Below are 23,894 nucleotides of genomic sequence, written 5' to 3' on the forward strand. Positions count from 1 at the left end.
TTAGGCTATACCACGAGACTGCCTCCTCGCTTTATTGGCGCAAGTTCGTCGAATTTGCTATATTTCCGCGCCTGACAGACAGGAGAAACCCGCGATGACATCCCGACGAGACTGGCAACTACAGCAACTGGGCATAACCCAGTGGTCTTTGCGTCGCCCCTCGGTTTTGCAGGGCGAAATCGCTATCTCGCTGCCTCAACATATTCGTCTGGTGATGGTGGCCGAAACGCTGCCGCCGCTGACCGACCCGCTGATGAACGATATTCTGCGCGCGCTAGCCGTCACGCCGGACCAGGTGTTGCAGCTCACGCCAGATCGTGTGGCAATGCTGCCGGAAGGGGGGCGCTGCAACAGCTGGCGTCTTGGCGACGGTGAGTCGGTGACGCTGGAAGGTGCTCAGGTCGCCAGCCCGACATTCGAACAATTGCAGTCCAGTGCGGTGGCCCGCGCTGAACTCTGGCGACAAATTTGCGCTCATGAACACGATTTCTTCCCTAAGCCAGACTGATTTACCGCGCGCGTTACAGATTGAACAGCGCGCGCATGCTTTCCCGTGGAGCGAGCAGACGCTTGCCAGCAATCAAGGCGAACGCTACCTCAACCTGCAACTGGCGGTTGACGGTGAAATGGCTGCTTTTGCCATCACCCAAATAGTGCTCGATGAAGCCACGCTGTTTAATATTGCCGTCGATCCGGCGTACCAGCGCAAAGGGCTCGGGCGCGAATTGCTCGAACAGGTTATCGACGAAGTTGAAAAACGCGGCGTAGTCACGTTATGGCTGGAAGTGCGAGCCTCGAACGCTGCCGCCATTGCCCTGTATGAAAGCATGGGCTTCAACGAGGCGACGATTCGCCGCAATTACTATCCGACTGCCGATGGGCGTGAAGACGCTCTCATTATGGCACTGCCAATCAGTATGTAAGACAAGGGTTTACGATGAAGATGTGGGACTGGATTTTCTTTGATGCCGATGAAACGTTATTTACTTTCGATTCATTCAGCGGCTTACAGCGGATGTTTCTTGATTATAGCGTGACCTTCACCGCTGAAGATTTCCAGGACTATCAGGCCGTTAACAAGCCGCTGTGGGTCGATTATCAAAACGGCGCTATCAGCTCGCTTCAATTGCAGCATCAGCGGTTTGAGGGCTGGGCTTCACGTCTTAACGTGAATGCGGGCGACCTCAATGATGCGTTTATGAATGCGATGGCGGAGATTTGCGCGCCGTTGCCGGGGGCGGTGTCACTGCTTAATTCCCTGAAAGGGAAGGTAAAAATGGGCATCATCACCAACGGATTTACCTCGTTGCAACAAATCCGTCTTGAGCGCACAGGCCTGCGTGAACACTTTGATTTATTGATTATTTCCGAAGAAGTGGGTGTGGCAAAACCGGATGCGAGAATTTTTGATTATGCGCTGGAACTGGCGGGCAATCCCGACCGTTCACGGGTGCTGATGGTGGGCGATACCGCCGAGTCAGATATTCGCGGCGGTGTGAACGCCGGACTCTCAACCTGCTGGTTGAACGCACATCAGCAAACGCTGCCTGCGGATCTCAAACCGACCTGGACTGTGACATCACTTGCTGAGCTGGAGCAACTCCTGTGTAAACATTGATTGTCAGTACCCGCCTTACGGGTAAAATAGCCGCATTTTTCGAATTCAACATGCGTGGCGAATGGCCGCGTTTACTTAAGAAGAATTGACTATGACGTTGTCTCCTTATCTGCAAGAGGTGGCGAAACGCCGCACTTTTGCCATCATCTCTCACCCGGATGCCGGTAAAACCACTATCACTGAAAAAGTGTTGTTGTTCGGACAGGCCATCCAGACCGCCGGGACCGTAAAAGGCCGTGGCTCCAGCCAGCATGCGAAATCTGACTGGATGGAGATGGAAAAACAGCGTGGGATTTCGATCACCACTTCTGTCATGCAATTCCCGTATCACGATTGTCTGGTGAACCTGCTGGACACCCCGGGTCACGAAGACTTCTCGGAAGATACCTATCGCACACTGACTGCGGTTGACTGCTGTCTGATGGTTATCGATGCCGCGAAAGGTGTCGAGGACCGGACGCGCAAACTGATGGAAGTAACCCGTCTGCGTGATACGCCGATCCTGACGTTCATGAACAAACTTGACCGTGACATCCGCGATCCAATGGAAGTGCTGGATGAAGTGGAGCGTGAGCTGAAAATTGCTTGTGCGCCAATCACCTGGCCCATCGGTTGCGGCAAGCTGTTCAAAGGGGTTTACCATCTTTATAAAGATGAAACCTATCTGTACCAGACGGGTAAAGGCCACACCATTCAGGACGTGCGTATCGTGAAAGGGTTGAACAACCCGGAACTCGATACAGCGGTTGGCGAAGAGCTGGCAGCACAATTACGTGACGAACTGGAACTGGTGCAGGGCGCTTCGCACGAATTTGATCAGGAACTTTTCCTTGCCGGTGAAATCACCCCGGTGTTCTTCGGGACCGCACTCGGCAACTTCGGCGTAGACCATATGCTCGACGGTCTGGTGGAATGGGCGCCTGCGCCGATGCCACGTAAATCCGATACCCGTGAAGTGGAAGCGAAAGAAGAGAAGTTCTCCGGCTTCGTCTTTAAAATTCAGGCCAACATGGACCCGAAACACCGTGACCGCGTGGCATTCATGCGTGTGGTATCCGGTAAATATGAAAAAGGCATGAAGCTGCGCCAGGTGCGTACCGGTAAAGATGTGGTGATTTCTGACGCGCTGACCTTCATGGCAGGCGACCGTTCCCACGTTGAAGAAGCTTATCCGGGCGACATCATCGGTCTGCATAACCACGGCACGATTCAGATTGGTGATACCTTCACCCAGGGTGAAATGATGAAGTTCACCGGCATTCCGAACTTTGCCCCTGAGCTGTTCCGTCGTATTCGTCTGCGCGATCCGTTGAAGCAGAAACAGCTGCTGAAAGGGCTGGTTCAGCTTTCCGAAGAGGGCGCGGTGCAGGTGTTCCGTCCGATTGCCAACAACGACCTGATCGTGGGCGCGGTCGGTGTGCTGCAGTTCGACGTGGTCGTTGCGCGTCTGAAGAGTGAGTACAACGTTGAAGCGATTTACGAATCGGTGAACGTCGCCACAGCCCGTTGGGTCGAAAGCACTGACGTGAAGAAGTTCGAAGATTTCAAGCGTAAGAACGAAGTGCAACTGGCGCTGGATGGCGGTGACAACCTCACCTACATCGCTCCGACGATGGTTAACCTCAACCTGACGCAGGAACGTTATCCTGACGTTCAGTTCCGCAAAACCCGCGAGCACTAATCCCCTCCAGAGCACGGCCCACGCCGTGCTCTGTCATTTTCCCTCCCTGTTGATTCCCTTGCAGAAAGTTCTTAATTGAGCCCATTCGCACGTCGAAAGGCTACTTTTTAGCCGTTTGGCCGCGCGAGTTGAAAATTGTTGGCTATATTTAACAAAGCGATGACAAACGTGCTGGATTAATCGGCTGTGAAATACATCTTCACAGGCTTGTTAACCTGCTCTGATTGTCCATCCCGATATTAATAACTGTTAATTGTGGTGATGTTCACCTCTACAGCAATGCGATCATGAAGATCGCCTGAGCTCAAATTCTGAGCAAACTACAGGAATCGCAATGATGACAAGCCAAAAGATGTCCAAAACGCTGCTGGCAGTGATGCTGGGTACCGCAGTAATGAGCGGTTCTGCATTGGCAGAAACCACCATGGATAAAACACAATCCGCGGCTGACAGCGCCGGACAGAAAGTCGACAGCTCCATGAACAAAGTCGGCAACTTTATGGATGACAGCAGCATCACGGCAAAAGTGAAAGCGGCGCTGGTCGATCATGATTCAATCAAGAGCACCGATATCTCGGTAAAAACCGATGACAAAGTGGTCACTCTGAGCGGCTTCGTTGAAAGCCAGTCTCAGGCTGAGCAAGCGGTCAGCGTCGCCAAAGGCGTCGAAGGCGTGTCTTCGGTCAGCGATAAGCTCCATGTGCGTGACGGCAAGTCAGACGGCGTGCAGGGTTATGCGGGCGACACCGCGACCACCAGTGAAATAAAAGCCAAACTGCTGGCGGACGACATTGTTCCGTCGCGCAAAGTGAAAGTGGAAACCACCGATGGCGTGGTGCAGCTTTCCGGCACGGTTGATTCATCAGCGCAGAGTGACCGCGCTGAAAGCATCGCCAAAGCAGTTGATGGCGTAAAAAGTGTGAAAAACGACCTCAAAGTTAAATAAATCTGTTCTAAGACATTCTTCCCCGGCGATGGCCGGGGAGACGAGTCTGTCGTTTTGAGTGCCTGAGCGTTCATCAAAGCGGACGACATTCACTATGGTAAGGAGAATCGTATGTTTCGTTGGGGCATAATCTTTCTGGTAATCGCGTTAATTGCCGCCGCTCTTGGTTTTGGTGGTTTGGCCGGTACGGCAGCGGGCGCAGCAAAAATTGTCTTTATCGTCGGTATTATTCTGTTCCTGGTCAGTCTGTTCATGGGACGCCGACGTCCTTAGCGGTCTTAGTGACGTTAAATTTTCGTAACAAAAGCCAGTCTTCGGACTGGCTTTATCAGTTTAAGAGAATCCTTATCTGCGTTATGGTGATGTCATAAAATAATCAAAAAACGGGAAAGCAGTGTGGGACAGCGAATTCCGGTAACGCTTGGCAATATTGCGCCGCTTTCGGTAAAACCCTTTCGACCAGGCCAGCTCGCGCTGGTGTGTGAAGGCGGTGGACAGCGCGGCATCTTCACGGCCGGAGTTCTGGACGAATTTATGCGCGCGCGCTTCAATCCGTTTGATCTCTTCTTAGGCACCTCAGCCGGGGCGCAAAACCTTTCCGCGTATGTGTGCAATCAGCCAGGCTACGCGCGAAAAGTCATCACGCGCTACACCACTTCTCGCGAATTTTTTGATCCGATGCGCTTCGTGCGCGGCGGAAATCTTATCGATCTCGATTGGCTGGTCGAAGCGACGGCGAGCAAAATGCCGCTGGCGATGGATGTGGCTGCGCGCCAGTTCGACGGGGGCAAAGCGTTCTATATGTGCGCTTCCAGAGCAGATGATTACTCTCCCGGTTATTTCTCTCCGACGCGTGAAACCTGGATGGACCAAATCCGTGCGTCCAGCGCTATCCCGGGTTTTTATCGCCCCGGTGTGACGCTGGACGGTATCAACTGGTTGGATGGTGGTGTCAGTGATGCGATCCCGGTTCAGGAAGCGGTGAAGCGCGGCGGTAAAACGATCGTCGTGATCCGCACTGTTCCGTCGCAGATGTACTACACCCCGCAATGGTTCAAGCGCATGGAGCGCTGGCTTGGCGAAAGCAGCCTGCAACCGTTTGTGAATCTGGTTCAGCATCATGAGAAGACTTACCACGCGATTCAGCAATTCATCGATAAACCGCCGGGCAACGTGCGGATCCTTGAAATTTTCCCGCCTAAGCCGCTGAAAAGTATGGCGCTCGGTAGCCGCCTTCCTGCGTTGATGGAAGACTACAATATGGGCCGTCAATGCGGGCGCTACTTCCTTGCGACCATGGGTAAAATGCTGGCCGATCAGCCGCCGCTGCACCGCTTTCGCCCACGAGTGGCAACGCCTGCGCCGCTCGTGGTGCCGCCTGCCGCCGTTGCTAACGATCCTAATAACGCAACGCTCGTCGATGTGCCGCAGGCTAACGACGTGAATTTCGATAACGAGGGCCTGGCGTGAGTTTTCGTTTTACCGACACCCATTGTCATTTCGATTTTCCACCGTTCGTGGATGACGTTGAACATAGCCTGACGCTTGCCGCTCAGGCGGGCGTCACGCAAATCATCATCCCGGCCATTGATGCATCCCGATTTGCAGACGTGTTAACGCTCGCGGCGAACCATGCCCCGTTGTATGCCGCGCTGGGACTGCATCCGATTGTGATTGAAAAGCATACCGATGAAAGCCTGGCACAGCTTGCCGCTCTGCTGGCGCGTAAGCCGGAGAAGCTGGTGGCGGTGGGGGAAATTGGCCTCGATCTTTATCGCGACGATCCGCAATTCGACCGACAGCAGGCGCTGCTGGATGAACAGCTCATTCTCGCAAAACGCTACGACCTGCCGGTGATCCTCCATTCACGTCGAACCCACGACAAACTGGCGATGCATCTCAAACGGCATAATTTGCCGCGAACCGGCGTGGTTCATGGTTTCTCCGGGAGTCTGCAACAGGCGGAGAGATTCATCCAGTTGGGTTATAAGATTGGCGTCGGTGGGACGATCACTTACCCGCGTGCAAGCAAAACACGTGACGTGATGGCGCGCTTGCCTCTTAATTCGCTACTTTTGGAAACTGATGCGCCAGATATGCCGCTGAATGGTTATCAGGGGCAGCCCAATCGCCCTGAACAGGCTGCGCGCGTTTTTGAATCCCTCTGCGAACTACGTTCCGAATCTCCTGCTGAAATTGCCAATACGCTGGCTGATAACACTAAAAAACTATTCGCTACATTATAATTAGCCATCATTTAAGTGATGTAGATCTCATTATTAATCTTTCTTCTCATATTCTTGCCAAAAATGTGTGACTGCGGGCAAGCAGGATAATCACGGATCGTTATAATCGGCCCCCTCGATTGAGATTTTTATCTTTTAAACCTTTTACGTTCAATACACAGGGACTCTGTATGCAAATCCTCATGGGACTGATTGGCATGGTGGTGCTGCTCGCCATTGCCGTACTGCTCTCCAGCAACCGTCGTGCTATCAACCTGCGTACCGTACTTGGCGCGTGGATGATTCAGGTCGGCATCGGTGCGTTGATCCTTTATGTCCCTGTCGGACGTAAAGTGCTGTTGGCGATGTCCGAAGGCGTGGCTAACGTTATCGCTTACGGTAACGAAGGTATCGGCTTCCTGTTTGGTGGTCTGGTCTCCGACAAAATGTTCGAAGTCTTTGGCGGCGGCGGTTTTGTCTTTGCGCTGCGCGTGCTGCCGGTCATTGTCTTCTTCTCCTCGCTGATTGCCGTGCTTTATTACCTCGGCATTATGCAGTTTGTAATTCGCATTCTCGGCGGCGGCATGCGTGCGCTGCTGAAAACGTCCCGTACGGAATCGCTGTCGGCGACGGCTAATATTTTCGTTGGGCAAACCGAAGCGCCATTGGTCGTGCGTCCGTATATCGCGACCATGACCCGCTCTGAGCTGTTCGCGGTGATGTGTGGCGGCCTGGCGTCGGTGGCGGGTTCTGTTCTGGCAGGTTACGCGCAAATGGGCGTGCCGCTGGAATACCTGATTGCCGCCTCCTTCATGGCGGCACCTGGCGGCCTGCTGTTTGCCAAAATCATGCTGCCGGAAACCGAAACGCCAAACGATTCGCCGGATCTGGAAGCGCAAATGCCGGATGTTGATCGTCCGTCAAATGTGCTGGATGCTGCGGCATCAGGTGCGGCTTCCGGGATGCAACTGGCGTTGAACGTCGGCGCAATGCTGCTGGCTTTCGTGGCATTAATCGCGTTGCTGAACGGTATTCTCTCCGGGATTGGCGGCTGGTTTGATTATCCGCAGCTGTCGATGCAGCTGATCCTCGGCTGGGTGTTTGCGCCGCTGGCATGGGTAATCGGTGTGCCGTGGGGCGAAGCGACCGTGGCCGGTTCGTTTATCGGACAAAAGATTATCGTCAATGAATTCGTGGCCTACATTAACTTCGGCGAATACCTGAAGGACGATGCGGTTGTCGCGGCGGCGGGTCTGCAGGTGATTTCTGACCACACCAAAGCGATTATCTCCTTCGCGCTGTGTGGCTTTGCCAACCTGTCGTCGATCGCCATTCTGATTGGTGGTCTCGGCAGCATGGCGCCGAATCGTCGCCATGATATCGCTCAGCTTGGCCTGAAAGCCGTCGCGGCGGGTACACTCTCGAATCTGATGAGCGCCACCATCGCCGGGGTATTCCTCTCGTTATAAGTAGAGCGCCGGGAGAATAATGTTTGTTATTCCCCGGTCATTCAGCGCCTGTGCCAGCGGCTCAACGTCCTGCGCACAGGCGCTGCGCCATTGCCGTGCTTCGCCATACACGCCGTGAGCATGGAAGGCGTTCAGCCTCAGCGGGATTTCTCCCAACGAATGAATAAATTCGCTCAACGCTCCAATGTGGTCTGAATAATCCGTTTGTTCCGGGATAACCAGCAGGCGTAGCTCTGCCAGCATCTTATTTTCTGCAAGCCACTGAATACTCTTTTTAATGCGTTCATTACCGCGTCCGGTTAGCGCCAGATGCACAGTCGTATCCCACGCCTTTAAATCCACCATCACGCCGTCGCAGACAGGCTGTAATTTTTCCCAACCGTTGATCCCCAATTCACCGTTGCTGTCGACCAGACAAGTGAGATGGGCGAGCGCGGGAGTGGCTTTTAGTTGCGAAAACAGCTCGCAAATAAACGGCAGTTGAGTCGTTGCTTCACCCCCGCTGACCGTTATCCCTTCGATAAAGGGCGCTGAACGGGTTATCTGTTTCATTACGTCATCTACTGACAACTTACGTGCCATCGGTGTGGCCTGTTGAGGGCAATTTTTCAGGCAGGTATCGCATTGCTCACAGTTCGCTTCCTGCCAGACGACGCGCCCATTCAGAACGGACAGCGCGCCATGGGGGCAGGGTGCGACGCACTCTCCGCAGTCGTTGCAGCGGCCCATCGTCCACGGGTTATGGCAGTTTTTACAGCGCAAATTACAGCCCTGTAAAAACAGCGTCAGACGGCTGCCGGGGCCGTCGACGCAGGAGAACGGGATAATGTTACTGACTAAAGCGCATCTGCTGTTCATGGCTGACGACTCTTGGCTGACGTTCCAGAATGCGGGTGTTGCGAGCGGCTTCTTCGCCAAGCCAGGTGGTGTTAGTGCGTGAACCTTCCTCGCGGAATTTCTCCAGGTCGGACAATCGCACCATGTAGCCGGTGACGCGAACCAGATCGTTGCCGCTGACGTTAGCCGAAAACTCACGCATTCCGGCGTTAAACGCGCCAAGACAGAGCTGCATCACCGCCTGCGGGTTGCGCTTGATGGTTTCGTCGAGCGTAAGAATGTCGCTGATCCCGGCGTGATAGTACGCGTGATGCGGGGCGACGGTCAGCAGATGGCTCACAGGGTCTGGCTCGCTGCCATAAGGAATGCGCGCGCCAGGAGTGGTGCCGCTGTCGGAGCTGATGCCTGATTGCGCATGCAGCAACGCACGCTGGTTCCAGCCGTATTTAACCGGCGTGTTTTCGACGAATTCCGCCAGCTGTTCACTGATACGCCAGCCGAGCTTGTTCGCTTCCTCATCCTGACCATAACGCGCCGCGCTGCCCGCTTTTTCACACAGTACATTTACCGCTTCTGCGAGGGCGTAAATCCCGAACATCGGGGCAAAGCGCTGCGGGTCAATCAACCCTTCGGCCACCAGGAAGCTATTCTCAAAGAAGTGGGATTGCTGATAGAGGAAAGCGCTGCGGGCATCAATGATGTCGATTTGTTGTTCGCAATAATGCGGCAACACACGGCTGAGGAAATCATCTGGCGATTCACTGCGCAGCGCAATTTCTTTCAGATTCAGGCGTACCAGTGTGCTGCCACCGCCCGCCAGCGGCAGCGAGTTGTAACAACTCACCACGCCATATTTGCCTTTTGTGAAAATTTTATCATTCACCGGGCCGTTGGCGATGTGCGGTTTGCTGCACTCACAGATATTTTTGCTGACTTCCAGCAACAACGAATCTGGGGTGATCTGCGGATCGTAGATAAACGTCAGATTCGGTGCGACCTGCTTTAATTCAGCATCAGCACGTAAAATAGCGCGGGTGATTGGCGTGTCTTCCGGGCCAATGTTCACATGCGTAAAGGCGTCAGGCAGGGTTCTATCGAGATAGCGCCAGAAACGTTTTAGTCGAATATCGATTTCGTCTTGTGTTAGAATTCTAACATAAGGCGATAGGATTTTATCCAGATGCCCCAGGTAAACCGGCATTGAGGTCACGGAAGGCACGTGGTGATAGAGAATGGTCAGCAGCGAAAGTGCGTCATCCAGATCTGTCGCGCCTTCCAGCTCCAGCCATTGTGAGCCGTTCGCCAAAAAGCGCGCGTAATCGGGCAAAACGTAACGCGGTTTGAAGGGCGCATGGCCTTCAAACATGTCGCAAATTACGCCGTCTTCCAGTGCCGCTTGGGCATCCGTTGACAGTGCCGGATAGGGCAACGCGTTTTCCGCTTCGAGCGCCAGGAAGTGGCGTTTTTGCTCAGGGCTTAACGTTTTGCTTGTCACAATATTCTGGCAACGTTGCTCGAAAGATTCAGACATAGAAGTTCCTCAGACGCGTGGGCGATGAGGGCATTGTAGAGAAATGCAACGGCGGGGCTTTTGATCCACATTCCCCCGTTAGCGCTTAAAAGAGTGATTAACCTCTCATTGCAGTGATGCAAATTTGCATATGTGTTTCATTAACTGTGATGAGGATCGAAGTGAAACGCTGGGTCGGTGTTAAAATAGTCACAGACCCGCAAGGTAAAATTAAACACCGGAGATAACATGACCGATTTAACAGCAAGCAGCCTGCGCGCGTTAAAACTGATGGACCTGACCACCCTGAACGATGATGACACCGACGCGAAAGTGATCGCCCTGTGCCATCAGGCGAAAACCCCGGTGGGCAATACCGCGGCTATCTGCATTTATCCGCGCTTTATCCCGATTGCGCGTAAAACTTTGAATGCGCAGGGTACGCCGGACGTGCGTATCGCCACCGTCACTAACTTCCCGCACGGTAACGACGATATCGACATCGCGCTGGCAGAAACTCGTGCGGCTATCGCTTACGGCGCAGATGAAGTTGACGTTGTATTCCCGTATCGCGCGCTGATCGCCGGTAACGAGCAGATTGGTTTCGATCTGGTGAAAGCCTGTAAAGACGCGTGTGCTGCGGCAAACGTACTGCTGAAAGTGATCATCGAAACCGGCGAGCTGAAAGAAGAAGCGCTGATTCGTAAAGCCTCTGAAATTTCTATCAAAGCAGGCGCGGACTTCATCAAAACCTCAACCGGTAAAGTGCCAGTAAACGCCACGCCAGAAAGCGCGCGCATCATGATGGAAGTCATCCGTGATATGGGCGTGGAAAAAACCGTTGGTTTCAAACCGGCTGGTGGCGTGCGTACTGCTGAAGATGCACAGGCCTTCCTGGCGATTGCTGACGGTCTGTTCGGTGCTGATTGGGCCGATGCTCGCCACTATCGCTTTGGTGCTTCCAGCCTGCTCGCCAGCCTGTTGAAAGCGCTGGGTCATGGTGATGGCAAGAGCGGAAGTAGTTATTAATTTGTCTTTTGCCTGATGGCACTAGACGTAGGCCGGGTTAGCGTAGCGCCACCCGGCAAATTGTTAACATGCCGGATGACGGCTACGCCTTATCCGGCCTACTGATGGACTTCTCCATTTTTCCCCTGGGGGGTTACCGTGTTTCTCGCACAAGAAATTATTCGTAAAAAACGCGATGGTCACGCATTGAGTGACGAAGAGATCCGTTTCTTCATCAATGGCATTCGTGATAACACCGTGTCGGAAGGGCAGATTGCCGCTCTGGCAATGACCATTTTCTTCCACGACATGTCGATGCCGGAGCGTGTTTCGCTGACCATGGCGATGCGGGATTCCGGAACCGTGCTTGACTGGAAGAGCCTGAATTTAAACGGCCCGATTGTGGACAAGCATTCCACTGGCGGCGTGGGCGACGTAACGTCACTGATGCTCGGTCCGATGGTCGCGGCGTGTGGCGGCTACATTCCAATGATCTCCGGGCGTGGCCTGGGTCATACGGGCGGTACGCTCGACAAACTGGAAGCGATCCCGGGCTTTGATATCTTCCCGGACGACAACCGCTTCCGCGAAATTATTAAAGATGTTGGCGTGGCGATCATAGGGCAGACCAGCTCCCTGGCGCCTGCGGACAAACGTTTTTACGCGACCCGCGACATTACCGCGACGGTCGATTCTATTCCGTTAATCACCGCCTCCATTCTGGCGAAAAAACTGGCCGAAGGGCTGGATGCTCTGGTGATGGACGTGAAAGTAGGCAGCGGCGCATTCATGCCGACCTATGAGCTTTCTGCTGCGTTAGCCGAAGCGATCGTTGGCGTCTCCAACGGTGCTGGCGTGCGCACCACCGCACTGCTGACCGACATGAACCAGGTGCTGGCATCCAGCGCCGGTAATGCGGTTGAAGTTCGCGAAGCCGTGCAGTTCCTGACGGGTGAATACCGTAATCCGCGTCTGCTCGATGTGACCATGGCGCTGTGCGTGGAAATGCTGATTTCCGGGCGTCTGGCGAAAGACGAAAGTGAAGCGCGTGCGAAATTGCAGGCGGTACTGGATAACGGTAAAGCGGCGGAAATCTTTGGTCGCATGGTGGCAGCACAGAAAGGCCCGACCGATTTCGTCGAAAATTACGCGAAATACCTGCCGACCGCGATGCTGAGCAAAGCGGTGTACGCCGATACCGAGGGCTTTGTTTCCGCGATGGACACCCGTGCGCTGGGCATGGCGGTTGTCGCCATGGGCGGCGGTCGTCGCCAGGCTTCCGACGCGCTGGATTACAGCGTCGGCTTTACCGATATGACTCGTCTGGGTGACAGCGTTGACGGTCAGCGTCCGCTGGCGGTGATCCACGCCAAAGACGAAGCCAGCTGGCAGGAAGCCGCTAAAGCGGTGAAAGCGGCAATTAAACTGGACGATAACGCACCGAAAGAAACACCAACGGTCTATCGTCGCATCACACAATAGCGGTATACTGATCTGATCGCTTTTTTGCAGCGCAAAACGTACGGAGAAAATATGAAACGTGCATTTATTATGGTGCTGGACTCCTTTGGTATCGGCGCCACTGAAGACGCAGAGCGTTTCGGCGATGTCGGTGCCGATACCATGGGCCATATCGCAGAGGCCTGCGCAAAGGGTGAAGCAGACAAAGGCCGTAAAGGCCCGCTGACTTTACCGAACCTGACCCGTCTGGGTCTGGTGAAAGCTCACGAAGGTTCGACCGGCAAAGTCGCCGCAGGTATGGACGGCAATGCAGAAGTCACGGGCGCTTACGCCTGGGCTCACGAACTTTCTTCCGGCAAAGATACCCCGTCAGGCCACTGGGAAATCGCTGGTGTGCCTGTCCTGTTCGCCTGGGGCTACTTCCCGGAACACAACAACAGTTTCCCACAAGAGCTGCTCGACAAGCTGGTGAAGCGCGCCAATTTGCCGGGTTATCTCGGTAACTGCCACTCATCCGGTACTGTGATTCTGGATGAACTGGGCGAAGAGCACATGAAAACCGGCAAGCCGATTTTCTACACCTCTGCTGATTCCGTGTTCCAGATTGCCTGCCACGAAGAAACCTATGGCCTCGATAAGCTGTATGAGCTGTGCGAAATCGCACGCGAAGAGCTGACCGAAGGCGGCTACAACATTGGTCGCGTGATTGCGCGTCCATTCGTGGGTGATAAAGCCGGTAACTTCGAACGCACCGGCAACCGTCACGATCTGGCCGTTGAACCGCCAGCGCCAACCGTGTTGCAGAAACTGGTTGAAGAGAAAAATGGTCACGTGGTTTCCGTCGGTAAAATCGCAGACATCTACGCCAACTGCGGCATCACGAAAAAAGTGAAAGCCACCGGTCTGGATGCGCTGTTCGACGCGACCGTCAAAGAGATGAAAGAAGCGGGTGACAACACCATTGTCTTCACCAACTTTGTTGATTTCGACTCCTCCTGGGGTCACCGTCGCGATGTCGCCGGTTATGCTGCCGGACTGGAACTGTTCGACCGTCGTCTGCCGGAACTGCTGGCGCTGCTGGGCGAAGATGACATCATCATTCTCACCGCTGACCACGGTTGCGACCCAACCTGGACCGGAACAGACCATACCCGTGAACACATTCCGGTACTGGTGTACGGCCCGAAAGTGAAAGCAGGATCGCTTGGCCATCGCGAAACCTTCGCGGATATCGGCCAGACGCTGGCATCGTACTTCGGTACGTCGGCGATGGACTACGGCAAAAACATGTTGTGATGGGATTGCCCGGCGGCGTGAAGCTTGCCGGGCCTACGGTTAAGTAGACTGGGTTCATGACCCGAAGCATAAACATAAAAAGGATATCTTGATGGCTACTCCACACATTAACGCAGAAATGGGTGATTTCGCTGACGTCGTACTGATGCCAGGCGATCCGCTGCGTGCAAAGCATATTGCAGAGACTTTCCTCGAAGACGTTCGCGAAGTGAACAACGTGCGCGGCATGTTGGGTTTTACCGGTATTTATAAAGGCCGTAAAATTTCTGTGATGGGCCACGGCATGGGTATCCCGTCCAGCTCCATCTACACCAAAGAGCTGATCACCGATTTTGGCGTGAAGAAAATCATCCGTGTGGGTTCCTGCGGCGCAGTGCGCATGGACGTAAAACTGCGCGATGTGGTTATCGGCATGGGTGCTTGCACCGATTCCAAAGTGAACCGTATGCGTTTCAAAGATCACGATTTCGCAGCGATTGCTGACTTCGGCATGGTGCGTAACGCGGTTGATGCAGCAAAAGCGCTGGGTGTTGATGCGCGCGTCGGTAACATCTTCTCTGCTGACCTGTTCTACTCTCCGGACGGCGGCGAAATGTTCGACGTCATGGAAAAGTACGGCATCCTGGGCGTGGAAATGGAAGCGGCGGGTATCTACGGTGTTGCCGCTGAGTTTGGTGCGAAAGCGCTGACCATCTGCACCGTGTCTGACCATATCCGTACTCACGAGCAGACTTCTGCCGCTGAACGTCAGACCACCTTCAACGACATGATCAAAATCGCGCTGGAATCCGTTCTGCTGGGCGACAAAGAGTAAGTGTTGTTAACGTCAGGCGACGCTGGTCGCCTGACCACCTTCAAAGTATCTATTCATCTATCCCGCCAAAACGTTATTCTTCTCTTTAATATCCAACAAAATAGCGCTATAAAAGTATTCAAGTATCTATTCACGAATCTATTCATTGATGAGCGCATTAACCGATCTTCTGCTGAAAGGGCCACGTCCGGCACCTGAACTTCGACAGCACCTGAACATCAGTCAGGCGACGTTTTCACGTCTGGTGAAGACTGAGGCGCAAATTGTTCAGTTTGGCAAAGCGCGCGCGACGCGTTATGCGCTGCTACGTCCTGTGCGCGGCATCAGTGAGTTCCCGTTGTGGCAAGTTGATGACGATGGAAAAGCGTGGAAATTTGGCGTGTTGTATCCCTGTTGGCCACGCGGTAGCTGTTTGGTTGCGCTCAATAATGGCGAATGGCAGTGGTTTGACGGCCTGCCCTGGTATCTGAACGATCTGCGGCCTCAGGGGTTTCTGGGTCGAGCATGGGGAAGACGATTAGCGGCTCAGTTGGCGCTTCCCGACGATATTCGTTTGTGGCAGGAAGACGTTATTATTTATGCCCTTTCCCTGTTCAGCGGCGAGAATCAGGGCGGGTGGATAATAGGGGCGTCGGGCTATCAGCAGTGGCTGCAAAATGCCGCGCCCGAACCGATTACAGAAGCCGATAAACTCAAAGCGTACGCCGGGTTAGCGCGAAATGCGCTGGCGGGCGAGATTGTTGGGTCGTCCGCTGGTGGTGAGCAGCCCAAATTTACTTGTCTGGCCGAAACCGCCGGAAAGGCGGAACACCTGCTGGTGAAGTTCACGGCGCCACAGCCCGGTGTTGTGACTCAGCGGTGGGGCGATTTACTGATAGCGGAATCCGTTGCGCTGGCGGTTTTAAGACGGGCCGGAATTGCCTCCAGTCAGGCGCAGGTGCTACAAGCAGAAAGCGGGCAGGTTTTCCTGGAGTCAAAGCGCTTCGACTGTCGCGGCATCGCTGGGAGAAAGGCGTTAGTTTCCCTGGAAGTGGTGCAGAGTGAGTTTGGCGCAGCCGGCTCATGGCCGCAGGCGCTTACCGTACTTGAGAAGCAAAAGCAGGTGACTCACGAAACGGTGCAGAAAGTAGAAAAAGTGTGGGCGTTTGGCCGTCTTATTGCCAACAGCGATATGCATGCAGGCAATTTATCTTTCTATCTGTCGGACGCACCGCTGGCGTTGACGCCTGTCTACGACATGCTGCCGATGGCCTTTTCGCCGACGAGTGCGGGGGCGATGCGTGAAGAAAGTGTTGCGCTGAAAGTTGAGCCACTGGTTAGCCGTGAAGCCTGGCTATTTGCTTATGAGCAAGCCCATCAATTCTGGCAACTGATAGCTTCAGACATGCGCATCAGCGCGGCGTTTCGCGCAATAGCCCGCGAAATGCAGGCGCAACTCGTCACGATAGAGCCGGTGATTGCCCGGCTCGCCTGATCAACGCACCGCCTGCGCAATCCACGCTGATAGCTCTCGCAGTTCCGTTTCCTGCTGCGGGAAGTCTACTATCAACGCTTCACATGCCTGCTGCAGTACGTCTGCGCGATACACACAGCCCTGTAAACGCGCCGCCAGCGCTTCGAGCGGGGCAGGGTTCAGGCTATCGGTGAACACTTGCGTGCGCGTGATATGACCTTTCTCGACGTCGAAATGCAACTCGACGCCGCCCCAGGTAAAGCGCTCATCAAGCAAATGTGAGAAAGCCGGGGCTTGTCCGAAGTTCCATTCCCAACTGCTCTGGCGAGCAAAGGTTTCCGCGAAATTCGGCAGGTCTGGCGTTTTGTCCGGGGAAATCACTTCCGCTTCAACGCGTTCGCCGTAATGGGTGAAAAAGGCTTCGGTGACGGCTTCGCAGATTTTTTCGTGGGTGATGTCAGGCAGCAATTCTGTCAGATTCGCGACACGACCGCGCACCGAAGTAATACCTTTTGCCTGCAGCTTTTTCTTGTCCGGATTCAGATAATTTGCCAGGCGGCTCAGATCGGCATTCAGCAGCAGCGTGCCGTGATGAAAGCCGCGATCCATCGTTTCACGATAAGCGGATCCTGACACTTTGCGATCGCCTTCTGGCGTTTTCACCACCAGATCGTTACGTCCGGACGCTTCTGCCGTCACGCCGAGTGAGTTCAGCGCGGTGAGTACAATGTCAGTAGAGATGGTTTTATCGTATTCGGGCTTGCCTGCCATAAAGGTAAAACAGGTGTTGCCGAGGTCATGGAAAACCGCACCGCCGCCGCTGCTACGGCGGGCGAGGCGCACATTGTCTTCTTCCATGCGCCGCGTGTTGCACTCTTTCCACGGGTTCTGCGCCCGTCCTATGACCACCGTATCGGCATTGCGCCACAAAAACAGCACCCGTTGAGTGGCAGGCATCTGGCGGAAAATGCACTCTTCCACCGCCAGATTGAACCAGGGGTCGTATGAATCAGAGATAAGCAGACGCAGCGTCGACATAGCAGATTTCCTTTCTTTAATGATTCATCTAATTTATCACTTATCTTTCGTTTCGCCTTCATCCTCTTCCGGCACGGATTTGCTGGCGGTCAGCAAGAACGGCGATTGCTGCCAACGCGTGCGTTTCCCCTGCAACAGGGTACGGGTTAATACCATCCCGATAGCCAATGAAAGCAGTAACATAAGACGCAGAATGTTGGTGGTGTTATCCACTTGCTTAGCTTCTGTCGCCAGCGTATGGGTGTCGAGTGTCAGGCGCAGATATCCCAGCGGTTCATTTCGCCCCTGAATGGGTTCAACGATCTGCTTATTAAAATATCCCCCGGCTTTTTTGCCATCCAGCGCCAGCCGGTCACGTACATCAACGCTTTCACCGGCAGCGGTAATAAGATCGCCTTGCTCGTCGTAAACACTTGCGTCCAGCAGTCGACTGTTGGTGGTCAGTTGTGTCAGCAACTGTTTGATTTTCTTTTCATCAGGCGTTTCTGAACGCATAAATGGGGCAAGGTTCAGCGTGACCTGATGAGCGAGTATGCGGGCCAGTTCTTCCATCTGCGGATTACGCTGCCGCTGGTGGCTTTGACTGAACCACGAAGCCCCTTGCATCAAGGCAACCAGCAGGGCGAGACAGATAAGAACGATCACGGCACGATGCAGCCGAAATTTCAGTTTTGCGCGAACCATATTCCACCTTTGAAAATTTGCAGCTTAATGTTGCCAGAAGCGCTGGATACAGGGTAGCCTCATGCGTTATTTTCCTGCCCAAATCTCGATTACTGGAGCTGTAATGCCGAACAGTCTGACCTGGTGCGACCTGCCCGACGATGTCTCCTTATGGCCTGGGCTGCCGCTTTCCCTAAGCGGCGATGAGGTCATGCCGCTGGATTACCACGCCGGACGCAGCGGCTGGCTGCTGTATGGCCGTCGCCTCGATAAGCAACGCCTGACCGATTATCAGCACAAGCTGGGTGCAGCGATGGTAATTGTTGCCGCGTGGTGTGTGGAAGATTATCAGGTTATTCGCCTCGCGGGGTCACTGACGCCACGTGCGACGCGTCTGGCGCACGACGATGGGCTGGATGTCGCGCCGCTGGGCAAAATTCCGCACCTGCGCACGCCAGGGCTGCTGGTGATGGACATGGACTCGACGGCGATTCAAATCGAATGCATCGATGAAATTGCCAAACTCGCCGGAACGGGTGAGATGGTTTCTGAGGTGACCGAGCGCGCGATGCGCGGTGAGCTTGACTTCACCGCCAGCCTGCGTCAACGCGTCGCCACGCTTAAAGGCGCTGATGCGAATATTCTGCGTCAGGTGCGTGACACGCTGCCGTTGATGCCGGGTCTGACTCAACTGGTGTTGAAACTGGAAACCTTAGGCTGGAAAGTGGCGATTGCCTCCGGCGGGTTTACGTTCTTTGCCGATTATCTGCGTGACAAACTGCATCTTACGGCGGCTGTAGCTAACGAACTTGAAATCCGCGACGGTGTGCTGACAGGGGAAGTTATCGGCGATATCGTCGATGCTAAATTTAAAGCCAACACCCTGAAACGTCTGGCGGAAACCTATGAAATTCCTGCGGCGCAGACCGTTGCGATTGGCGACGGTGCGAACGATCTGCCGATGATCAAAGCGGCGGGGCTGGGCATTGCGTATCATGCCAAACCGAAAGTTAACGAGCAGACGGAAATTACCATCCGTCACGCTGACCTGATGGGCGTGTTCTGCATTCTCTCCGGCAGCCTGAATCAAAAGTAAGAGGTTATTGTGGCGAAAGCACCCAAACGCGCGTTTGTCTGTAACGAGTGTGGCGCGGATTACCCGCGATGGCAGGGACAGTGCAGCGCCTGTCATGCCTGGAACACCATTACCGAAATGCGCATTGCCGCTTCGCCAACCGTGGCGCGCAATGAACGTCTGACCGGTTATGCTGGCGGCGCTGGCGGCTCAAAAGTTCAGAAACTTTCTGAGATTAGCCTGGAAGAATTGCCGCGCTTTTCCTCCGGTTTTAAAGAATTTGACCGCGTACTTGGCGGCGGTGTGGTGCCGGGGAGCGCCATCCTGATTGGTGGTAACCCGGGTGCAGGGAAATCCACGCTGTTGCTGCAAGTGTTGTGCAAACTCAGCGAGCAGATGAAAACCCTGTACGTCACTGGCGAAGAGTCTTTACAGCAAGTGGCAATGCGCGCACATCGTCTCGGCCTGCCCGCAAACAATCTGAATATGCTCTCTGAAACCAGCATCGAGCAGATTTGCCAGATTGCGGAAGAAGAGCAGCCGAAGCTGATGGTTATCGACTCTATCCAGGTGATGCACATGGCGGATGTCCAGTCGTCGCCCGGTAGCGTGGCGCAGGTGCGCGAGAGCGCGGCCTATCTGACGCGCTTTGCTAAAACGCGCGGCGTCGCAATCATCATGGTCGGTCACGTCACCAAAGACGGATCGCTGGCTGGCCCAAAAGTGCTGGAGCACTGTATCGACTGTTCCGTACTGTTGGATGGCGATGCGGATTCCCGCTTCCGCACGCTGCGCAGCCATAAAAACCGTTTTGGCGCGGTGAACGAACTCGGCGTGTTCGCCATGACCGAGCAGGGTTTGCGCGAAGTCAGCAACCCGTCAGCCATTTTCCTGAGTCGTGGCGATGAAGTGACGTCCGGTAGTTCGGTGATGGTGGTCTGGGAAGGCACGCGTCCGTTGCTGGTGGAAATCCAGGCGCTGGTCGATCAGTCGATGATGGGCAATCCGCGGCGCGTGGCGGTTGGGCTTGAGCAAAACCGTCTGTCGATTCTGCTGGCGGTTTTGCATCGTCACGGCGGCTTGCAAATGTTCGATCAGGACGTGTTTGTTAACGTGGTCGGCGGCGTGAAGGTCACCGAAACCAGCGCCGACCTGGCGCTGCTGCTGGCTATGGTCTCCAGCCTGCGCGACAGACCGTTACCGCAGGATATGGTGGTGTTTGGCGAAGTGGGGCTTTCCGGTGAGATTCGCCCGGTGCCGAGCGGCCAGGAACGTATCTCTGAAGCCGCCAAGCACGGTTTTAAACGGGCTATCGTCCCTGCCGCCAACGTGCCAAAAAAACTTCCCGAAGGAATGAAGGTGTTTGGCGTGAAGAAGCTTTCGGATGCGCTAAATGTCTTTGACGAATTATAATCAAATCCCCGTCGTCTTTCTGGCGGCAGGTGCGTTGGCGGCACTCTCTCACCCGAATCACTTAGTGAACTAAGCTCATCGGGATTCGTTCACTTGCCGCCTTCCTGCCACCAGAAATCCATAGGGGATTTCGTCTATTGGCCCGGCTATTCCGGGAATATTTTTTTGCAGGAGGCTCCTTTGTCATCATTCGATTACATTAAAACCGCGATTCGTCAGAAGGGCTGCACGTTGCAGCAGGTGGCGGACGCCAGCGGGATGACCAAGGGCTACCTCAGCCAGTTATTGAACGCCAAAATCAAAAGCCCAAGCGCGCAGAAGCTCGAAGCGCTGCACCGTTTTCTGGGGCTGGAGTTTCCACGTCGCCAGAAAAATGTGGGTGTGGTGTTCGGTAAATTCTACCCGCTGCACACCGGGCATATTTATCTGATCCAGCGCGCAGGCAGCCAGGTGGACGAGCTGCACATCATTATGGGCTACGATGACACGCGCGATCGGGCGCTATTTGAAGACAGTGCCATGTCACAACAGCCAACCGTTTCGGACCGCCTGCGCTGGCTGTTGCAAACCTTCAAATACCAAAAAAACATTCGCATTCATGCCTTTAACGAAGAGGGCATGGAGCCGTATCCGCACGGCTGGGATGTCTGGAGCAACGGCATCAAGGCGTTCATGGAAGAGAAGGGCATTGAGCCGAACACCATTTACACGTCCGAAGAGGCCGATGCGCCGCAGTTCCGCGAGCATCTTGGCACCGAAACCGTGCTTATCGATCCGCAGCGTACGTTTATGAACATCAGCGGCGGGCAAATTCGTGAGAACCCGTCGCGCTACTGGGAATACATCCCCACGGAAGTAAAACCGTTCTTCGTGCGCACGGTAGCTATCCTCGGCGGTGAATCCAGCGGCAAATCGACGATGGTGAACAAACTCGCCAACATCTTCAACACTACCAGTGCCTGGGAATATGGGCGGGATTACGTCTTCTCCCATCTCGGCGGCGACGAAATGGCGTTGCAGTATTCCGACTATGACAAAATCGCATTGGGTCACGCGCAGTACATTGATTTTGCGGTAAAATATGCCAATAAAGTGGCGTTTATCGATACGGATTTTGTCACCACTCAGGCGTTCTGTAAGAAGTATGAAGGCCGCGAACACCCGTTTGTACAGGCGTTGATCGACGAATACCGTTTTGATTTGGTCATCGTGCTGGAAAATAACACCCCATGGGTGGCAGATGGTTTGCGCAGTCTTGGCAGTTCTGTCGACCGAAAAGAGTTCCAGACCATGCTGGTGGATATGCTCAAAGAGAACAACATTGAGTATGTTCACGTCGAAGAATCGGATTACGACGCCCGTTTCCTGCGCTGCGTTGAGCTGGTGAAGCAGATGATGGGTGAACAGGGTTAAATAAAAAACCGGGCGAACCCGGCTTTAACGCTTTCAGGCCCGGCACACTGCCGGGCTTTTTGTTACTTGGTGATGCGTTTGTACTTGATACGCTTCGGCTCCAGCGCGTCGGCGCCGAGGGTGCGTTTCTTGTATTCTTCGTACTCGGTAAAGTTACCTTCGAAGAATTCCACTTTGCCTTCATCCTGGTAATCCAGAATGTGAGTGGCGATACGGTCAAGGAACCAACGGTCGTGCGAGATAACCATCGCGCAGCCTGGGAACTCCAGCAGGGCGTTTTCCAGCGCGCGCAGGGTTTCGATATCCAGGTCGTTCGTCGGTTCATCGAGCAGCAGCATGTTGCCGCCAACCTGTAGCAGTTTCGCCAGATGCAGACGACCACGTTCACCACCGGACAGTTCGCCTACGCGTTTGCCCTGGTCAGTGCCTTTGAAGTTGAAGCGGCCCACGTAAGCACGGCTAGGCATTTCGGTGTTGCCGACCTTCATGATATCCAGCCCGCCGGAAACTTCTTCCCACACGGTTTTGCTGTTATCCATGGCATCACGGAACTGATCCACAGAGGCCAGTTTCACTGTTTCGCCGAGTTCAATGGTGCCGCCGTTTGGCTGCTCCTGACCGGACATCATGCGGAACAGCGTGGATTTACCTGCGCCGTTCGGACCGATAATCCCGACAATTGCGCCCTTCGGTACTGCGAAGGAGAGGTTGTCGATAAGCACACGGTCGCCGTAAGCTTTGCTCAGATTGCTGACTTCAACGACTTTATCGCCCAGACGTGGTCCAGGTGGAATAAACAGTTCGTTGGTTTCGTTACGCTTCTGGTAGTCGGTGCTGTTAAGTTCTTCAAAGCGTGCCAGACGGGCTTTGCCCTTAGACTGACGGCCTTTCGCGCCCTGACGTACCCACTCCAGCTCTTTCTCAATCGATTTACGACGAGCGGCTTCCTGAGAAGCTTCCTGCGCCAGACGCTGATCTTTTTGCTCAAGCCAGGAGGAATAGTTACCTTCCCACGGAATACCTTCGCCGCGGTCCAGTTCGAGGATCCAACCTGCGACGTTATCGAGGAAGTAACGGTCGTGGGTAATCGCCACAACGGTCCCTTCGAAGTCGTGCAGGAAGCGTTCCAGCCAGGCTACGGATTCCGCATCCAGGTGGTTCGTTGGTTCGTCGAGCAACAGCATGTCTGGTTTTTCTAACAGCAGACGGCAGAGTGCTACGCGGCGGCGTTCACCCCCGGACAGGGTTGCGATTTTCGCATCCCACTCCGGCAGACGCAGTGCATCGGCAGCGCGTTCCAGTTGCACGTTCAGGTTGTGACCATCGTGCGCCTGGATAATCTCTTCGTATTTACCCTGCTGGGCCGCCAGTTTGTCGAAGTCGGCATCCGGTTCGGCATACAGCGCATACACTTCGTCGAGGCCTTTCAGCGCGTTAACCACTTCGGCAACGGCTTCTTCGACGGATTCACGGACGGTGTGTTCCGGATTCAGCTGCGGCTCCTGCGGCAGGTAACCAATTTTGGTGCCTGGCTGCGGGCGTGCTTCCCCTTCGATGTCGGTATCAATACCGGCCATGATGCGCAATAGGGTGGATTTACCTGAGCCATTCAGGCCGAGAACACCGATTTTTGCGCCAGGGAAGAAGCTCAGAGAGATGTTTTTCAGAATATGACGCTTCGGCGGAACCACTTTCCCGACGCGATGCATGGTATAAACGAATTGAGCCACGTTGGACTTCGCCTCTTTTATTTTGATGAAAAGGAGTCAAAGGCGAAGTGTAGCCTTTTTCACTCGCTAATCACAGCCAGGCGATCGTGATAGCAATAAAGGTAAAAAAGTGTCCGCAACGTGGCGTAATTCCGGTTGTCTGGTTAGCATGAAGAGAGGCTGTGGCCGCTAACCATCGGGATAGAAAGATATTTACCGGACACGGCTTTTTTACGCGGCATGATGCTGCATTGGCACAATTTTT

At 54.4% G+C, this 23,894-nt stretch carries 22 protein-coding genes; 17 read left to right on the plus strand and 5 right to left on the minus strand.

Going from position 1 to position 23,894, the window contains the following annotated elements:
- The first annotated feature begins 94 nt into the window (after positions 1-94).
- From VH187_RS00480 to VH187_RS00520, 9 genes are all read left to right on the plus strand, one after another.
- Positions 95-508: a DNA polymerase III subunit psi gene (locus VH187_RS00480; RefSeq protein ID WP_329699537.1), complete on the plus strand. Its 414-nt coding sequence runs from the start codon at positions 95-97 to the stop codon at positions 506-508.
- Positions 477-923, plus strand: a complete 447-nt coding sequence (gene rimI / locus VH187_RS00485; RefSeq protein WP_329699538.1) for a ribosomal protein S18-alanine N-acetyltransferase — start codon at positions 477-479, stop codon at positions 921-923. The genes VH187_RS00480 and rimI overlap by 32 nt, the downstream gene beginning before the upstream one ends.
- Positions 924-937: 14 nt before the next feature.
- On the plus strand, positions 938-1,618 hold the full coding sequence (gene yjjG, locus VH187_RS00490) for a pyrimidine 5'-nucleotidase (protein WP_329699539.1): 681 nt from the start codon (positions 938-940) through the stop codon (positions 1,616-1,618).
- A gap of 91 nt (positions 1,619-1,709) precedes the next feature.
- Positions 1,710-3,299: a peptide chain release factor 3 gene (gene prfC, locus VH187_RS00495; RefSeq protein WP_329699540.1), complete on the plus strand. Its 1,590-nt coding sequence runs from the start codon at positions 1,710-1,712 to the stop codon at positions 3,297-3,299.
- A 334-nt stretch (positions 3,300-3,633) separates the two neighbouring features.
- On the plus strand, positions 3,634-4,245 hold the full coding sequence (osmY, locus tag VH187_RS00500; RefSeq protein WP_329699541.1) for a molecular chaperone OsmY: 612 nt from the start codon (positions 3,634-3,636) through the stop codon (positions 4,243-4,245).
- Between the two features lie 111 nt (positions 4,246-4,356).
- The gene (locus VH187_RS00505) at positions 4,357-4,518 is read left to right on the plus strand and encodes a DUF1328 domain-containing protein (RefSeq protein ID WP_007373037.1); all 162 of its coding nucleotides are present in this window, start codon (positions 4,357-4,359) and stop codon (positions 4,516-4,518) included.
- Positions 4,519-4,641: 123 nt separating this feature from the next.
- Complete coding sequence (locus VH187_RS00510; RefSeq protein ID WP_329699542.1) at positions 4,642-5,715, plus strand: patatin-like phospholipase family protein; 1,074 nt, start codon at positions 4,642-4,644, stop codon at positions 5,713-5,715.
- Positions 5,712-6,491, plus strand: a complete 780-nt coding sequence (locus VH187_RS00515; RefSeq protein WP_329699543.1) for a TatD family hydrolase — start codon at positions 5,712-5,714, stop codon at positions 6,489-6,491. Before VH187_RS00510 ends, VH187_RS00515 begins: the two co-directional genes overlap by 4 nt.
- 170 nt (positions 6,492-6,661) lie before the next feature.
- Positions 6,662-7,939 (plus strand): NupC/NupG family nucleoside CNT transporter, encoded by a 1,278-nt coding sequence (locus tag VH187_RS00520; protein WP_329699544.1) that lies wholly within the window; start codon positions 6,662-6,664, stop codon positions 7,937-7,939.
- Here the strand turns inward: VH187_RS00520 and VH187_RS00525 are convergent.
- Both VH187_RS00525 and VH187_RS00530 read right to left on the minus strand, forming a co-directional pair.
- On the minus strand, positions 7,934-8,797 hold the full coding sequence (locus tag VH187_RS00525; protein ID WP_329699545.1) for a YjjW family glycine radical enzyme activase: 864 nt from the start codon (positions 8,795-8,797) through the stop codon (positions 7,934-7,936). The two genes, VH187_RS00520 and VH187_RS00525, sit on opposite strands and share 6 nt — an antisense overlap.
- Positions 8,769-10,307, minus strand: a complete 1,539-nt coding sequence (locus VH187_RS00530) for a YjjI family glycine radical enzyme (RefSeq protein WP_329699546.1) — start codon at positions 10,305-10,307, stop codon at positions 8,769-8,771. The genes VH187_RS00525 and VH187_RS00530 overlap by 29 nt, the downstream gene beginning before the upstream one ends.
- A gap of 228 nt (positions 10,308-10,535) precedes the next feature.
- Here VH187_RS00530 and deoC point away from each other — a divergent pair, with 228 nt between their 5' ends.
- The 5 genes from deoC to yjjJ all read left to right on the plus strand — a co-directional run bounded on the left by deoC (position 10,536) and on the right by yjjJ (position 16,339).
- On the plus strand, positions 10,536-11,315 hold the full coding sequence (gene deoC / locus VH187_RS00535) for a deoxyribose-phosphate aldolase (RefSeq protein ID WP_329699547.1): 780 nt from the start codon (positions 10,536-10,538) through the stop codon (positions 11,313-11,315).
- Positions 11,316-11,453: 138 nt separating this feature from the next.
- Positions 11,454-12,776 (plus strand): thymidine phosphorylase, encoded by a 1,323-nt coding sequence (gene deoA, locus VH187_RS00540; RefSeq protein ID WP_329699548.1) that lies wholly within the window; start codon positions 11,454-11,456, stop codon positions 12,774-12,776.
- Positions 12,777-12,827: 51 nt separating this feature from the next.
- The gene (gene deoB / locus VH187_RS00545) at positions 12,828-14,051 is read left to right on the plus strand and encodes a phosphopentomutase (protein WP_329699549.1); all 1,224 of its coding nucleotides are present in this window, start codon (positions 12,828-12,830) and stop codon (positions 14,049-14,051) included.
- Positions 14,052-14,142: 91 nt separating this feature from the next.
- Positions 14,143-14,865, plus strand: a complete 723-nt coding sequence (gene deoD, locus VH187_RS00550; RefSeq protein WP_329699550.1) for a purine-nucleoside phosphorylase — start codon at positions 14,143-14,145, stop codon at positions 14,863-14,865.
- A gap of 148 nt (positions 14,866-15,013) precedes the next feature.
- Positions 15,014-16,339, plus strand: a complete 1,326-nt coding sequence (gene yjjJ, locus VH187_RS00555) for a type II toxin-antitoxin system HipA family toxin YjjJ (protein ID WP_329699551.1) — start codon at positions 15,014-15,016, stop codon at positions 16,337-16,339.
- Here the strand turns inward: yjjJ and lplA are convergent, their stop codons facing one another.
- Positions 16,340-17,356, minus strand: a complete 1,017-nt coding sequence (gene lplA / locus VH187_RS00560) for a lipoate--protein ligase (protein WP_329699552.1) — start codon at positions 17,354-17,356, stop codon at positions 16,340-16,342.
- 36 nt (positions 17,357-17,392) lie between these two features.
- Positions 17,393-18,040: a YtjB family periplasmic protein gene (locus VH187_RS00565; protein ID WP_329699553.1), complete on the minus strand. Its 648-nt coding sequence runs from the start codon at positions 18,038-18,040 to the stop codon at positions 17,393-17,395.
- A gap of 103 nt (positions 18,041-18,143) precedes the next feature.
- On the opposite strand from VH187_RS00565, the gene serB reads away from it, so the two are divergent.
- The 3 genes from serB to nadR all read left to right on the plus strand — a co-directional run bounded on the left by serB (position 18,144) and on the right by nadR (position 21,920).
- Complete coding sequence (gene serB, locus VH187_RS00570; RefSeq protein WP_329699554.1) at positions 18,144-19,115, plus strand: phosphoserine phosphatase; 972 nt, start codon at positions 18,144-18,146, stop codon at positions 19,113-19,115.
- A gap of 9 nt (positions 19,116-19,124) precedes the next feature.
- Entirely contained in the window at positions 19,125-20,507 is a 1,383-nt protein-coding gene (gene radA / locus VH187_RS00575; protein ID WP_329699555.1) for a DNA repair protein RadA, read from the plus strand.
- 180 nt (positions 20,508-20,687) lie between these two features.
- On the plus strand, positions 20,688-21,920 hold the full coding sequence (gene nadR / locus VH187_RS00580; protein WP_329699556.1) for a multifunctional transcriptional regulator/nicotinamide-nucleotide adenylyltransferase/ribosylnicotinamide kinase NadR: 1,233 nt from the start codon (positions 20,688-20,690) through the stop codon (positions 21,918-21,920).
- A gap of 62 nt (positions 21,921-21,982) precedes the next feature.
- On the opposite strand, the gene ettA is transcribed toward nadR, so the two are convergent.
- A complete protein-coding gene (gene ettA / locus VH187_RS00585; RefSeq protein ID WP_329699557.1) occupies positions 21,983-23,650 on the minus strand; it encodes an energy-dependent translational throttle protein EttA in 1,668 nt (555 codons plus the stop codon).
- Between the last annotated feature and the right edge of the window lie 244 nt (positions 23,651-23,894).

Origin of the sequence: Scandinavium sp., assembly GCF_036271055.1 — a bacterium.
Classification (GTDB): Bacteria; Pseudomonadota; Gammaproteobacteria; order Enterobacterales; family Enterobacteriaceae; genus Scandinavium.